The sequence below is a fragment of the Nesterenkonia flava genome, from assembly GCF_031432335.1.
Lineage (GTDB): Bacteria > Actinomycetota > Actinomycetes > Actinomycetales > Micrococcaceae > Nesterenkonia > Nesterenkonia flava.
In genome coordinates this window covers 1-13,462 of record NZ_JAVKGT010000014.1, presented here as the reverse complement: position 1 = coordinate 13,462, position 13,462 = coordinate 1, and the positions used below count along the sequence as shown (strand labels likewise).

Annotated in this window: 14 protein-coding genes; 3 read left to right on the top strand and 11 right to left on the bottom strand. The window is 64.4% G+C overall.

From position 1 onward, the window contains the following. Positions 1-58: 58 nt before the first annotated feature. Positions 59-718, bottom strand: a complete 660-nt coding sequence (locus tag RH857_RS06725; RefSeq protein WP_310537205.1) for an alpha/beta hydrolase — start codon at positions 716-718, stop codon at positions 59-61. A 265-nt stretch (positions 719-983) separates the two neighbouring features. On the opposite strand from RH857_RS06725, the gene RH857_RS06720 reads away from it, so the two are divergent. Then, on the top strand, positions 984-1,811 hold the full coding sequence (locus tag RH857_RS06720; RefSeq protein ID WP_310537257.1) for an SGNH/GDSL hydrolase family protein: 828 nt from the start codon (positions 984-986) through the stop codon (positions 1,809-1,811). Between the two features lie 19 nt (positions 1,812-1,830). On the opposite strand, the gene RH857_RS06715 is transcribed toward RH857_RS06720, so the two are convergent. The 8 genes from RH857_RS06715 to RH857_RS06680 all read right to left on the bottom strand — a co-directional run bounded on the left by RH857_RS06715 (position 1,831) and on the right by RH857_RS06680 (position 9,287). Beyond that, positions 1,831-2,151 carry a TIGR00366 family protein gene (locus tag RH857_RS06715; protein WP_310537256.1) on the bottom strand — a complete coding sequence of 107 codons (321 nt, stop codon included), beginning with the start codon at positions 2,149-2,151 and terminating at the stop codon, positions 1,831-1,833. Between the two features lie 44 nt (positions 2,152-2,195). Continuing rightward, positions 2,196-2,627: a hypothetical protein gene (locus RH857_RS06710; RefSeq protein ID WP_310537204.1), complete on the bottom strand. Its 432-nt coding sequence runs from the start codon at positions 2,625-2,627 to the stop codon at positions 2,196-2,198. Between the two features lie 97 nt (positions 2,628-2,724). After that, a complete protein-coding gene (locus RH857_RS06705; protein WP_310537203.1) occupies positions 2,725-3,300 on the bottom strand; it encodes a nucleoside 2-deoxyribosyltransferase in 576 nt (191 codons plus the stop codon). 32 nt (positions 3,301-3,332) lie between these two features. After that, positions 3,333-4,295 carry a nucleoside hydrolase gene (locus tag RH857_RS06700; protein WP_310537202.1) on the bottom strand — a complete coding sequence of 321 codons (963 nt, stop codon included), beginning with the start codon at positions 4,293-4,295 and terminating at the stop codon, positions 3,333-3,335. 62 nt (positions 4,296-4,357) lie between these two features. Next, positions 4,358-5,755, bottom strand: a complete 1,398-nt coding sequence (locus tag RH857_RS06695) for an amidohydrolase family protein (protein WP_310537201.1) — start codon at positions 5,753-5,755, stop codon at positions 4,358-4,360. Between the two features lie 82 nt (positions 5,756-5,837). Next, entirely contained in the window at positions 5,838-7,397 is a 1,560-nt protein-coding gene (locus RH857_RS06690; RefSeq protein ID WP_310537200.1) for an ABC transporter permease, read from the bottom strand. Further along, entirely contained in the window at positions 7,394-8,185 is a 792-nt protein-coding gene (locus RH857_RS06685) for an ABC transporter ATP-binding protein (protein WP_310537199.1), read from the bottom strand. The genes RH857_RS06690 and RH857_RS06685 overlap by 4 nt, the downstream gene beginning before the upstream one ends. After that, positions 8,178-9,287, bottom strand: coding sequence for an ABC transporter substrate-binding protein (locus RH857_RS06680; protein ID WP_310537198.1), 1,110 nt, complete (start codon positions 9,285-9,287; stop codon positions 8,178-8,180). The genes RH857_RS06685 and RH857_RS06680 overlap by 8 nt, the downstream gene beginning before the upstream one ends. Positions 9,288-9,532: 245 nt before the next feature. Between RH857_RS06680 and RH857_RS06675 the strand changes: the two genes are divergently transcribed. Together RH857_RS06675 and RH857_RS06670 are read left to right on the top strand one after the other, a co-directional pair. Then, positions 9,533-10,570 carry a LacI family DNA-binding transcriptional regulator gene (locus tag RH857_RS06675; protein ID WP_310537197.1) on the top strand — a complete coding sequence of 346 codons (1,038 nt, stop codon included), beginning with the start codon at positions 9,533-9,535 and terminating at the stop codon, positions 10,568-10,570. Next, positions 10,567-11,463, top strand: a complete 897-nt coding sequence (locus tag RH857_RS06670) for a PfkB family carbohydrate kinase (RefSeq protein WP_310537196.1) — start codon at positions 10,567-10,569, stop codon at positions 11,461-11,463. Before RH857_RS06675 ends, RH857_RS06670 begins: the two co-directional genes overlap by 4 nt. A gap of 304 nt (positions 11,464-11,767) precedes the next feature. On the opposite strand, the gene RH857_RS06665 is transcribed toward RH857_RS06670, so the two are convergent. Both RH857_RS06665 and RH857_RS06660 read right to left on the bottom strand, forming a co-directional pair. Next, complete coding sequence (locus RH857_RS06665) at positions 11,768-12,919, bottom strand: LacI family DNA-binding transcriptional regulator (RefSeq protein WP_310537195.1); 1,152 nt, start codon at positions 12,917-12,919, stop codon at positions 11,768-11,770. A gap of 149 nt (positions 12,920-13,068) precedes the next feature. After that, positions 13,069-13,462, bottom strand: a 394-nt coding sequence (locus RH857_RS06660) for an integrase core domain-containing protein (RefSeq protein WP_310537194.1), incomplete at its 5' end; no start/stop codon positions are given.

Here is a 13,462-nt window from a genome sequence, read left to right as displayed (position 1 = left end):
GTGACGAGGTTCTGAAGTGACGAGGTTCAGGAGTTGCGCGATTCAGGAGTTGCGCGATTCAGGAGTTGCGCAGCACCGTCATGGTGAGGAACTCGTTGACGTGGGAGATCTCCTGGGGCACCACCCCGTGGCCGGCCCCGGCGTAGAGCACCTTGGTCAGCTTCACGGTGGAAGTGGCCCACCGGTGCGTGTAGTCGATGTGGTCTGCGGGGATGATCGGATCCTCCTGATCACGCCCCCAGAAGAAGGGCACCTGGGCAGCCGCCAGGGCGTCGTCGTCGAAGTATCCCGCCAGCCCCTCGCCCCGGTCCGGGTCCACGGCGAATCCGGAGAGCCCGACGACGGCGGCAAACTCCTGCGGCCGGGTGCGCAGCAGCGAGGTGGCCATGGCCATCCCCATGGAGAAGCCCAGCAGAGTGATCGAGGAGTGTTGATCCTTGACGCTGGCAATCCACTCCCACAGGTCTTCGACCGCATCGCGTGCGGCCTGCGAGGAGTAGGCCAGGCGCTGAACGTCCAGCTCGAACCAGGTGTAGGCGCCGTAGCCCATGGACACTGGTGCCCGCACCGCTGCGTAGGTGAACTCCTCGGGCAGGCCGGGGACCAGCCCCAGAAGGTCGCGCTCGTTGGCGCCGTAGCCGTGCAGCAGCACCACCAGTGGCGTGCCGGCGCGCTCTGCTTCGCTGCGGGTCCAGACAACCTCATACTCGCGGGCCATGGTGCTCCTTCGGTGCGGGGCGGGAATCAGCTTCCCATCCTAGGGGCCAGGATCCGGTGAGAGGAGAATGCCGGCATCGCGGGTCTCATCCTTTGGGGTGATGGACGTTACCGGTGAGTTCCGCGAGAATGAACCTGTGAGCGGAGACAGCACGGAATCAGCACTATCAGCATCAGAGCACACCGGCGACCTGCGAACCGAGCCTGCACCCAACGCGCAGGAGGGGATCTCTGAGGTGAACCAGTCGCAGCTGACTCCGGCGGATATGGCCCACAGCGTCCGACCTGGTCAGCAAGCGCGGCATCCCTGGACCCGATACGTGGCTCTGGGCGATTCGTTCACCGAGGGCATCGGCGATCCGGACGAGTCCCGGCCCGGCTACCACCGCGGATGGGCCGACCGCGTGGCGGAGGAGCTGGCGCACCAGACGCATAACTTCGCCTACGCCAACCTCGCGATCCGCGGGCGCCTGATTGAGCAGATCCGGGACGAGCAGATTGCCCCCGCTCTGGAGCTCAAGCCCGACCTGATCACCCTGTGCGCCGGAGGCAACGACGTCATCCGCCCCGGCTCGGATCCCGACGAGACCGCGCGGATCCTGGACACCATGGTCCAGATCCTGGCGACCTCCGGCGCCACTATTGTGCTCTTCAACGGTCCCGATGTCCGCGAGACCCCCGTGGTGGGGTCCATCCGCGGGAAGGTCGCGATCTTCAACGAGAACGTCCGCACCGTAGCGCTGCGCCACGATGCCGTGGTGGCGGATATGTGGTCACTGCGGGAGCTGACCCGCCCAGAGATGTGGGACGAGGATCGGCTGCACTTCTCCCCGCTGGGGCATCACACGATTGCCCGGATGGTGCTGGATACTCTCAACGTCAAGCATGACCTGCAGCCACTGGAGCCCCGCCCGGTGCCCGAGCGCTCGTGGCGGGAGGCCAGGGTCGACGACGTCGTCTGGGCTCGTCAGCATCTCTTCCCGTGGGTCATTCGGCGCCTGCGCGGACAGTCCTCAGGTGACGGAATCACCCCGAAGCGGCCTAACATCGAGCCGCTCTTCGGGGGTTCCATGCCGCCCGGCGGCGGAGAGTAGAGCGCAGGGAGCTGACCCCTCAGCTCCAGCCGGTCAGCTGGGCGAAGATCAGGAATGAGACGGCGACGGCGGCCCACATGGCAAACAGCGGCAGATAAAAGCGCACCCCGCCGATCGCCAGGGCCGCCATGAAGTAGCCAGACGTAGGGTACAGGATGTTGGTAGGACCGTCGCCGAGCTGAAAGGCCAGGACCGCGGTCTGGCGGGAGACGTCCAACAGGTCCGCCAGAGGCGCCATGATGGGCATCGTGGCCACAGCCTGTCCCGAGCCCGAGGGCACCACGAAGTTGAAGAGGGTCTGCGCCGCGAACATGCCCACGGCGGCGAGCGCTGCCGGCAGTCCGCTGACGGCTTCTCCCAGGGAGTAGACGATGGTGTCCAGGATCAGCCGATGAGCACCACCAGCAGTACCGCGCGCAGTCCGGCTCCCGAGAAGGTCTCCACCCCGGAGATCTGCTGGGCCAGGCCGGTGTTGATGGGATTGAGCACGCCGGCGGTGAATCCGGCGGTGGTATCACCATGAAAACGCCGCCGATAATAGATAATAAAGGTGAAGAAGACGACTTCGCCGGCGTCGACCAGTCCCCTGGGGATCGCGGTCATGAAGTCGAGGAAGGACGTGGGTGAGGCCTCAACGGCGGTATAGGTGTCCAGGTCGATGACCTGGCGTCCGTCGGGACCCTCGACTCGCTCAAATTGATGCGCCGGGACCACATACGTGGCCAGGGCCTCCAGCGCCGAGAGCGCGAAGAGGATGACGTAGATGTGCGGCATCCGGAAGCCGCGGCGCGCAGTGGTGGGGGCCTTCTGGGCCACAGGTGTCTCCGACTTGCCCGCCACGCTAATGAAACAATGTTTCGCACATGTCAGAAACTGGAGAAACGACTGTTTCACCCCTCAGCGAGCTGGTGCTCTACAGAAGCTGTCGCGCCAGTCGTCGCACCGCTTGGGTGTAGATCTCCAGATCCCGGGCCGGATCCTCCACGCGAGTTGGAGCCACTACCATGACACTCTCCCGCAGAGCAAGTCCACCCTCGAGCATGAGGTTGTCCCTCAGCCCATGATCCTCCACCATCATCCCCTCTGAGTCCCAGACCTTACCTTCCACGCGCCGCAGGGGCCGACGACGTCCCTCCAGTTCGGCCACTCGGTCCAGGTATTGACGGGGATCGTTGGTGTAGGCGGCCACGTGCTTACCCCACCCCGCCGCGAGCCCGAGTTCGTAGACGGTACCCACGTCCGCGCTCAGGCCCCGGAACGGCGTGAGGTTGGCCAGACAGACGTCAGCGGCAGCAATGAGCTCTTCGTTGCGGCGGCTGATCTCCATTCCTCGCTCAGTAGGCGTTCCTCCCCCGACCGGCCCGAGATCGGAGGGAGGGTCCGCCGGAGCAAAGCCGTTCTCTTCGAGGATGCGCCGCTTGGCCTCAATCACGGCAGCCCCGTCGGGCAGGAAGACTTCGGGGCCGGCCAGGTAGACGGTGAGAGTCATGTGCTGAGAACTTTCGATCAGGAGGGAAACAGTCAGGAAAGGGACTTCAGGGCCTCAACGAGGTGGCGGCTGAAACCGGTCTGCGTCTCCAGGACCACCGATGTTGCCTGTCCTTCACGGTGGACTGGTCCTTTGTAGAAGCCCCGCAGATCTGCGACCGTCTGCCCTCGAGCCGGACCCGGGGCCAGCTGCACCTCAACGGTTGTCGTCACCTCCGAGGTGACCAGTGCCGGCTCCAGGGCGAGCGCGGCGACCAGGGGATCGTGCAAGGCACACTGGCGGCCTGGAAAGACACTGGCGTAGAAGTCGAGGTAATGCTCAGCGGCCTGGGCGACGACCTGGGCGAACCTGCTTCCCGATGCCGCCAGCTCGGCCTGCTCCTCGCCCGTCAAACGCTGCTGCATCGTGGCGTCCAGCGGTACCAGACGTACGCGGGCGCCGCAGCGAAGCACTCGCTCGGCGGCCTCTGGGTCGTGCCAGATATTCGCCTCGGCGGCCGGGGTGGCGTTGCCTGGATGGCGTACGGCGCCTCCCATGATGACAATCTCAGCCAGCAGTTCGGCGATTCCCGGGTCCATGCTGAGTGCGATGGCCAGGTTGGTCAGGGGTCCGACGGCGATGATCACCACCCGGCCGGGATTTTCCCGTGCCATTCGCACGAGGTAGGAGGGCGCGGATTCACCAGCTCCTGCCGCCCCTGCCGGCGGGGCCAGCTGGACTCCGCCGAGGCCGTTCTCGCCGTGGACACGGTGTCCGGACCCCCAGAAGGTTCCGTCCAGCGATGTGGCGGCGCCGGCGTGAACAGGGATGTCGCTGCGCCCGCCCAGTTCCAGCAGGGCTCGGGTGTTCAGGGAGGCACGTTGGACATCGACGTTACCAAAGACGGTGGTCACTCCGGTGAGGCTGTGCGGAGCTTCGGCGAGCAGGTAGCCGATGGCCATCGCATCGTCCACCCCGGTGTCGCAGTCAAGAATGTAGAGCCGATCATCGCTCATAGAGTCTCCTTCGTTGGACGGGGCGTTCGGCAGGGCGCTTCACGCCACGAGATGGGTGCTGCTCAGGCGATGGCGGCGGCCAGTTCCTGCTGGCGGACTGCCGCCCTGGCCCGAATCTGCTCGGTGTCCACGGTGGTCACTTCACCGTCGTCGACGACGACCTGGCCGTCGACCAGCACGGTCCTGACGTCTCGCCCCGAGGCGCATTCGAACAGGAACGCCTCGGCTGATGAGTAGCCGGCAGCGTCCGGCCCATCTGTGCCGACCAGTACGATGTCGGCTCGTTTGCCCGCCGCGAGAGTTCCGGTGTAGCCGTGGGTGGCCATGGCCCGCGCCCCGCCGGTCACCGCCATCTGCAGCGGCTCCTCAAGTCCTACACCGTTGCGATTGTGCACTGGCGTGGCCTCGATGTACTGCTGGCCCACGCGCGCCAGCATCGCCACGCGGAACACGTCCAGCGTTCCGGCGTTGGCCACACCGTCAGTCCCCAGCCCAATGGCCACTCCCTTGCGCCACATTTTAAGTGCCGGCGCAGCGCCGATCGCGTAGTTGCCTTTGGCGCAGTGCGCCGCCGAGACTCCGTGGGCGGCGTAGAGCTCAACATCCTCAATGCTGGCCAGCACGGAATGCGCCCCGTGGAGAGTGTGGTCAAAGACCCCCAGCTCAAGGAGGTACTCCACCGGTCGCCGGCCGAAGTTTTCCAGGGCATAGTCGATCTCATACGTCCCCTCCACCAGGTGGGTGTGGACTTTGACTCCGCGTTCCTGGGCCGCCTGATGAATCCCGGTAACAAGCTCGGGAGTGCAGGTGATGATCTGGCGCAGCGACATGCAGGCGCTCACCCGCGTTCCCCCGTCAGGATCATGCGGCCAGGCATCGACTAAGTCGATGTTGCGCTGCAGGGCCTCCTCTGTGCTCATTCTCATCGACTCCGGGATGCGCGCACCGCCGTCCATGGTGTTCAGTGACACCGCGCCGCGGATCCCCGTCTCCACCGCTGCCTGCGCCATGGACTCCGGATGCGGCCCCCCAGCTTCGAAGAATGAGGTGGTGCCGGTGGCGAGCATGGAACTGTAGGCCAGCTGGCCTGAGAGTTCGACGTCGTCGGGCGTCAGCGAGGCTTCGAAGGGCACCAGATATTCGCGCCACGTCGGCACCCGCAGGGCCTTGGTGCGCCCCAGTGTGGAGAGCAGACCGCGCATGAGGGTCTGAGCGGTGTGGATATGCGCATCCGTCAGTCCGGGGAGCGCGATCTGCCCGTTAGCGAAAATGCGACGCGTCGGCGCGTAGGCCGCGCTCAGCACATGGGAGGGCCCCACCTCCAGGATGCGGCCCTCGTGGATAGCGATGGCGCCGTCGGCAAGAATGGTGCCGGAGTCGTCGAAGGTCACCACGTGGGCGTTCTGAATGAGGGTATCGATGCTGCGCGGGGAGCGGTTCCCCGTGGTCTCAGCGGTCATAGGGTTGTGTCTCCTTGGAAGTCATTGTCAGCTGCGGGACCCGAGTCGTGGGCGAACGCGCTCGGTATGGGGAGGCAGCGGGTCATACGGCCGTGCCGAGTCGTCGGCTGATGGCCCGGTCGGTGATGCTCAACAGTCCGTGTACCGCCAGCGCGAACACCGCCAGCAGCACCCCGCCGGTCCAGAGCAGGTAGTAGTCGGCCTGCGTGGAGGCCAGAGTGAGCAGATAGCCCAGGCCCTGCCCGGTGGCCAGCCATTCGGCCAGAGTGGCGCCTGCGATCGCGCCGGGGATCGCCACACGGGCGGCGGCCAGCATGGAGGGCACTGCATACATCAACCGCACATAGCGAACCGACTGACGCATAGTCCCGCCCGAGGCACGCACCAGGTCGGTGGCTCCTTCTGGGGTCGAACGCAGCCCCTGCATGACCGTGACCAAGGTCGGGAAGAACGTCACCAGGGTCACCACAATCGTCACCCCCAGCATTCCCCTGCCGAATAACAGCACGATCAGCGGGGTCAACGCGGCCAGAGGCACCGAGCGCAACACCACCGCCATCGGCATGAAGACCTTCGAGAGGGTCGGAAAAGCATCCAGAACGACCGCGGCAGCCACCGCAATGACCGAGCCGACAACAAACCCGACGCCGGCATCGATAGCTGTCTGCCCCAGGGCCTCGCCGAACTCCGCCCAGAAGGCTCCCGCACTGGTGCCTTGAATGGGATGTCCCTGGGTGATGTAGGTGAAGACGTCTGCCGGGCCCTTGGTGAAGAACGGATCGAAATCGAAGACCGTGCGCAGGGACTGCCAGCCGCCCAGCAGGATCGCGATGGTGATCACCGACGCCGTTGCCGAAGAGATTCTGGACTGCTTCTTGGCATCGGCACCGGCCACCGAGACGCCTACCGAGGCTTCGCTGGCGGCCCAGGGGACGAGCAGCTTCGCGGCGATCGTCACAAGACCGTAGCCGCCTGCTGCCACGAGCCCGACCACCACGGCGATCGCCCAGGTACGGTCGATGAGCAGGCTCTGCTGAGCGTTGACCAGCAACGATCCCAAGCCTTCGTGCGCGCCGAAGAACTCCGCGATGAGGGCGCCCAGGATGGCCGCTGGCACCGCGATCTGCAGAGCAGAGATGAAGCTGGGAACAGCAGCGGCGAATCGGGCATAGCGCAGCGCAGCCCAGTTGCCACCGCCGGAGGCTTTGATGAGGTCCAACGCGCGCTCGTCAGCCTGACGCAGACCGAAGAGTATGCCGACGAGCGCCGGGAAGTAGACCTGCAGAGCCGTGATGACAACCCGGCCAGTCTCGTTGTCCAGGGCCACGACCAGAATGGGGGCGATCGCCACGGTGGGGACCACGTTGACGAAGACCCCGATGCGCAGGACCACAGCTTCTGCTGGCCGGACCATGAGCCCCAGTGCCGCCAGAGGCACGACGACGCCGATGCCGACCAGCAGGCCCCACAAGGCCGTGGTTAGTGTGGGGACGGAATGCCGCCAGAGCAACTGTGCATCGTTGACGATCTGTGCGCCCAGCTGCCACGGGTACGGCACCAGCCCGGTGTGCTGCAGCGTCGCGGCCGCGATGAGCCAGGCGGCGATCACGCTGATCGTCGCCGCTATCCACGGGGTTCTCATGGAGACGTGCTCGCTTTCCTACTCGCAAAGAGCTCCTGGGACAGCTCCGTGTGATAGCGGTGGAACTCTTCGCTGTGCTGAACCTCGGGTTGACGGGGACGCTCCAGCTCCACGGTGATCTTCCGCGTGATGCGGCCCGGGCGAGCGGCCATCACGATGACCTGGTCACTGAGGAACACAGCCTCATCCAGGTTGTGAGTCACCAGCAGAGTTGTAGTCGGGCGCTCCGTCCAGATTCGCTGCAGCTCGATGTTCATGTGCTGTCGGGTCATGTCGTCGAGAGCACCGAAGGGCTCGTCCAGAAGCAGAACATCGGGCTCCAGCACCAGGGAGCGCGCAATGGCCACTCGCTGACGCATGCCGCCAGAGAGCTGAGAAGGCCGGGCCTTCTCGAAACCAGTCAGACCGGTCAACTCGATGAGGTCCGCAATGGCCTTCTTGTCGATCTTCTGTCCGGCCACCTGCAGGGGCAGGGCGATATTGGTCTCTACTGTGCGCCACGGCAACAGGGCGGAGTCCTGGAAGGCCACTCCGATCTGGTGATTCTGCTGGACCTCGTGAGGGTCTTGGCCCAACACTGAGATCCGACCCGAAGTGGGGTCGTCGAGCCCTGCAAACATGCGCAGCAGAGTCGACTTTCCACACCCCGAGGGACCGATCAGTGCGGTGAATGACCCCGGAGACGCGGTGAAGCTGACGTTCTCCAGGGCCTGAACAGAGCTCCCTCGAGATTCGAAGGTCCGCTCCACGTTCTCCGCGGAGAGTCCGGTGGCGGCTGCATCAGTCACCGAAGGCCTCCTGGCTGGCGTCGAGATCGAAGATCGCACTGGCGTCGACGTCCACACCGGTGTTGTCGAAGAACTCCTGCTGGGACTCCACCCCGGCTTCGTCGATGAGCAGAAGTCCGCTCTCGCGCTCATCGGCAGTGGTCAGACTGGCCCACACTTCAGCGCCTTCCAACTGGGTGGCCTCTTCCAGACCCAGGTCCGAGGCGTAGGCGTCGAAGACGATCGCACCGGCAGCCTGGGGATCCTCAACAGCAGTTTCCAGGCCACGCTCAATGGCACGCGCCATGGCCATGATGATTTCCCGCCGCTCCGGGTCTTCCAAGGAGTCCTGCCTGACCACCAGAGCACCCGACCACCGGTTGTAGTCATAGTCGGCCAAGGGGATCTCATTGACCTCGTGACCCTGATTGCGCAGGACCACCGGCTGGTTAGCGCTGACCGCACTCATCGCATCGACCTCCCCGGAGACCAGCGCGGCCGGGTCAGCTCCGGTGTCCACCATCTCCACGGCGTCCCAGTCGACGCCCACCGAGGCGAAGAACGGCTCATAGACCCGCAGGTCCGTCTGGGAAACACCAAAGGTGCGCCCTTCCAGGTCGGCGGGCTCCTCGATCCCTGCCTCCGCCAGAGACACGATCACCGAGGGCGAGTTCTGATAGGTCACTCCAATGCCTACGAGCGGAGCCTCATTGATGACGGCATTGGCCAGAGCCTCGGAGGACAGGATGCCCATATCAGCGTTGCCCGAGACGATCTGAGCATCGGCAGTGACTTCAGGACCGCCAGGAAGAATGTCCACGTTTAGGCATTCGTCCTCAAAGTAGCCGTTCTGCTCAGCCACGATCGTGGCCATGTTCTCGACATTGGGATGCCAGCCGAACTGCACGGCCACATCGGTCAGCTCATCGCAGCCGTTGCCGCTGGCCGCTGCTTCGTCCCCCGAGCCGGAGTCTCCGTTGCCGCAGGCGGCCAGGAATGCCAGGGAAGCGGCAGATACCAGACCCAGGAGCGAGCGGCGCACCGGGTGGCGGCCCGCAACCGGAGCTGAGTACGAGGGTGCAGTGACGTGCGAGGTCCAGCGAGGGTCTGGGGTGGCGTTCATGGTGCTCCTTCAAGGGTGAGCGGTGTCTTCTTCACGGTGGAGGACAACGAAGATGATTAATCGATTTTTCATGTCGCGCCCCCAACGGGGCCCGCGGATCGTGCATGATTGGTAAATCGATTGTTCATTGTCGTTCCACCTAAGGTATGGAACAGATGTTTCATCGCCGGCACCCTGGTGTTACATCAACGTAAAGCCGGGGCGAGGGACCGCAGGTCGACTCAGAGATGTTTGAGGGAGGGATTGTGCCACCCACTGGGAAGCGTGCCACCATAGCGGACGTCGCGGCGGCCGCCGGAGTCTCCCGCGGAACCGTTTCATTGGCGCTCAACGGTAAGGGCCGTATGGCCGACACCACGAGGGAGCGAATCCAACAGGTAGCTGCCGAGCTCCGGTACCGCCCCAGCCTCCGTGGGCGCCGACTCCGAGGCGGGTCCTCCGAATCTGTGGCCCTCATGAGCGCACTGCCCGATGCCGTGGTCGGAAGAGAATCGCACCTGAACTTCCTTCTGGCGATCGCGCTTCCCCTGTCCAAAGTCCTGCTCGAACGGGGATACTCCACCCTGCTGCTGCCTCCTGTGACAGATCCCACCGATGCTCTCGCCAATCTGGACGTCGACGGGGCAGTGGTCATCGACCCTATGGACAACGACCACCTGTGTCAGGAACTGCAGGAGCGAGGAGTTCAGCTGGTCACGGTAGGCCGTGCCGACGGCGTTGACGCCCAGGGCGTGATTGACCGCGGGTACGGTGGCGCTGATCTCACCCTCACACATCTCGCGGAACAGGGAGCTCAACGTATCCTTGTCCTGCAGACTGCGGAGCGTTACACAGTGGCTCGGGCCACCGAGCGCTACCTGCAGGACCAGCCCGATCTGGTGGCCCCTGGTGGCAGGACGGTGCACATCCCGGTTACCGAGGGAGCCTCCGGCGGGTACCGCGCCACGCGCGAAGCCCTGGAATCGGCGTCCCCACCCGATGCCATCTACGCCCCCATCGACGCTTTCGCGCTGGGTGCAGTGGACGCTGTGCACGACGCAGGCCTGCAGATCCCAGACGATGTGATGATCTGCACGAACTTCGACGGACCGCGTGCTGCCACTTCACAGCCGCCTCTGACCGCACTCGATCTTCATCTGCCCGAGTTGGCCGAGTCGGCGGGGCACCTTCTGCTGGAGTGCCTCGATGCCCCGGGCGGTCCGCCCCGTGTGGTCCAGGCTCCCGCCCCCACCCTTCGCCCTCGCCAATCCACCGCCCGTCGCCTCGGAAAGGTCACTCCATGACTCCCCCTCCCTCTGCCCTGGCCGTTGTCGGGTCCATCAATCAAGATGTGACGCTGAACGTCCCGGAGTTTCCAGTCCCCGGGCAGACGCTTCTGACCCGTGGTGCGGGGCGGGCGATTGGGGGCAAAGGCGCGAACCAGGCCCTGGCCGCAGCGATGGCGGGCGCACAGGTCGGCATGCTCGGCTGCGTGGGCGAGGACGCCGGCGGGAAGGACGCACTCGCACTCTTCGCTGCGCACGGGATCAATGCCGCAGGAGTGCTGATCTCACCCGAGGCGGCCACCGGGTCTGCCTACATCTGCGTGCGTGACGACGGAGAGAACTTCATCATTGTGGAGCCCGGCGCCAACGCGCTGGTCAGCGCAGAGCGTTTTTCGGAGCAGGACTTTTCCGCCTACGACTGGGTCCTGATGAACCTGGAGATCCCGCTGAGTACCGCTCACCGCGTGGCCGACGCGGCGCAGAATGCTGGCTGCCGGGTAGCCCTTAACGCTTCTCCATTGGGCCAGGAGCTGCCCAGCCTGGAGCATGTGGACCTCGTACTGGTCAACGAGGGCGAGGCCGCGCAGCTGGCCGGTGAGCAGTGGCACGAGGCAGCGAACCTGGCCGAGACGCTTCAGGTGGAGACCGTCGTCGTGACGTGTGGTTCACGTGGGGCCCTCCTGGATTCCGTCGGAGCTCCGCGGATCACCGCCGAGACTCCGGCGGTCTCAGTACGCGACACCACCGGCTGTGGGGATGCCTTCGCCGGCGTCCTGCTGTCGGGTCTGTGCGCTGGGGCAGATCTCACAGACGGCCTGCGGCAGGCGACTCGCTGGGCCGCGCATGTGGCTGAGTTCGACGGCGCCGCGGCAAGCTACACCGCCGCTTTCCATCGAGCACGGCAGCTCTAGCGTTTCCCATCCCTCACTCCGTGAGCGGCCGCGGTCTGAGATGACCGTGGCTCTTCATGCGGTGGTGTCTGCGGCAGAGATGCCACAGGTTCGACGCCGCCGTCGTACCTTGCTCCCGGGTCTTTGCCCCAGGTGTCCATGGCGCCTGGGGGGCTCGGCAGGTGCCGTCCCGAAACACCAGTGCATCGCACAGGGGCTGGGGAGTGTGTGCCGCAGGGGTCCTTCTCCAAGTCGCTGTGCTCCAACCCTCGGGCCGGAAAGGACTTGGCATCGATATGCTGTTGCCTCAACACGTTCTCCCTGCTCATAAGGACCTTCGTCGGGCGCCGGTGTGCATATCTCGACAGCACTCAGGGTGGCTGGTATGACAGCTGTCTCCGGGGCAGTCGTTAGGAGCTGGTCTGAGGGACGAACAGCGCGCCTCGAATGCCGTGGGAAGAACTGCCTCTCTCCTCTGGCCCTTGCCGATTAGACCCACCAGAGCCTCAGCACCAGCCTCACCGAGTCGCCGACCATCAAGACTGATGGACGACAGTGGGGGATACGTAATCGCCGCATGGTCGGAGTCGCTGAATCCAATAACTGCCAATTCCTCCGGCACCTGGAAGATACCCCGCACCGACGCAAGGAGAACACCGTACGCGAGAGTATTCGCCGTGCAGATGGCAGCAGTCACTCCCTGCTCCCGCCAGTGAGGGAAGATCTCAGCAACGCACTGGGCTACGTGTTCGATGGACAGGTCTGACACGAGTAAAATCTCATCTGTCACCTGAATGCCAAATTGATCGAGATGGCGACGCATAGCATCGCTGCGCTGCTGCAGAATCAGCGAGCCTCCCCTGAACTCCACAAGTCCTACCCTGTGGTGCCCCTGTTCGTGAAGGTGCTTTGCCAGGTCAACAAGCGCCGGTCCAAGGTCGAAAGAGATCGTAGTGATGCCCTCGGCTCCGGACGGAGCATCCAGCGCAACTACGGGCACCGGAAGCCTGCTCAGCTGTTCCAACTCAGACTTGGTGGGCGCCGCAATGAGAACCCCCGCGGGCCCGAACGGCATAGCCGCAGTGTAGATATCTTTCCTTGAGACACCGTCAGTGCCACGCTGCATATCGACAAGGTGTACATCCCAGCGCTCACCGAGCACCCTGGCGACACCGTACAAGACATCACCGAACAGTTGATACTGCACATTGGGGAAAAGGAAGGCGACGGTGCTGTTCTGCCCGCCGGAGAGCCGCTGAGCCGCCTTATTCGGCACGTATCCCAGTTCATTCGCCGCCGCTGCGATGCGCTGAACCCACTCTTTGCTGAGCCGCCCTTCGACTTTTCCGTTGAGCCAGAGCGAAACCGCAGCCTGCGAGCAGCCAGCAAGATTCGCCACATCTGTTGCCGTGGCCCGTCGTGGTGCGCTCTCCATACCGTGAACCGTATCAATGCTTCTCATCCTGACGTGAAGCACATCTCCTTTTGCGTACTTTGCGGAGGTACTCGTGATGCACAAGAAATCATTGGCCGTCTGAGCATTATGCGCATAACCTACGATCACGCTTTATCAAACCAATTGCTTAATAACTCTGCATCCCAAAACATCGAGGTAGTTGTCCCGCGTCAAGTAGTTGGCAGGATTTCCTTGGTTTTGAATGTCGGGGTGGTGGGGTCGGCCAGGCCCAGGTGCACCTCCTTGGGCCGGTTCCATGAGATGGCCTCGTGGGGCCGGAGCTCGTTGTACTCGATCCGGTAGTCCTCGGCCCGCTCGGCGAGCACGATCGCGTCGTCAATCTCGTCCAGGTAGAGCCGTTCGTACTTCAGCGTGCCGAAGCCGCGTTCACGGGACCCGTTCTGCCCCGGGGTCTTCACTCGGGTGCGCACGTGGTGTAGCTCGGGGTGGGCGGCGATGAAGGACTCGAAGCGGAAGGACCGGAACGGCCCGCCGTTGTCCGTCACGATGGTCACCACGGGCAACAGCTCACCGGTCTCGGGATCGACCGGGCAGGCCTCGACC

Bases quoted from the DNA above. Each gene is read 5' to 3' on its own strand.
- RH857_RS06725 (WP_310537205.1), bottom strand. From the start codon at position 718: ATGGCCCGCGAGTATGAGGTTGTCTGGACCCGCAGCGAAGCAGAGCGC.
- RH857_RS06720 (WP_310537257.1), top strand. From the start codon at position 984: ATGGCCCACAGCGTCCGACCTGGTCAGCAAGCGCGGCATCCCTGGACC.
- RH857_RS06705 (WP_310537203.1), bottom strand. From the start codon at position 3,300: ATGACTCTCACCGTCTACCTGGCCGGCCCCGAAGTCTTCCTGCCCGAC.
- RH857_RS06700 (WP_310537202.1), bottom strand. From the start codon at position 4,295: ATGAGCGATGATCGGCTCTACATTCTTGACTGCGACACCGGGGTGGAC.
- RH857_RS06695 (WP_310537201.1), bottom strand. From the start codon at position 5,755: ATGACCGCTGAGACCACGGGGAACCGCTCCCCGCGCAGCATCGATACC.
- RH857_RS06690 (WP_310537200.1), bottom strand. From the start codon at position 7,397: ATGAGAACCCCGTGGATAGCGGCGACGATCAGCGTGATCGCCGCCTGG.
- RH857_RS06680 (WP_310537198.1), bottom strand. From the start codon at position 9,287: ATGAACGCCACCCCAGACCCTCGCTGGACCTCGCACGTCACTGCACCC.
- RH857_RS06670 (WP_310537196.1), top strand. From the start codon at position 10,567: ATGACTCCCCCTCCCTCTGCCCTGGCCGTTGTCGGGTCCATCAATCAA.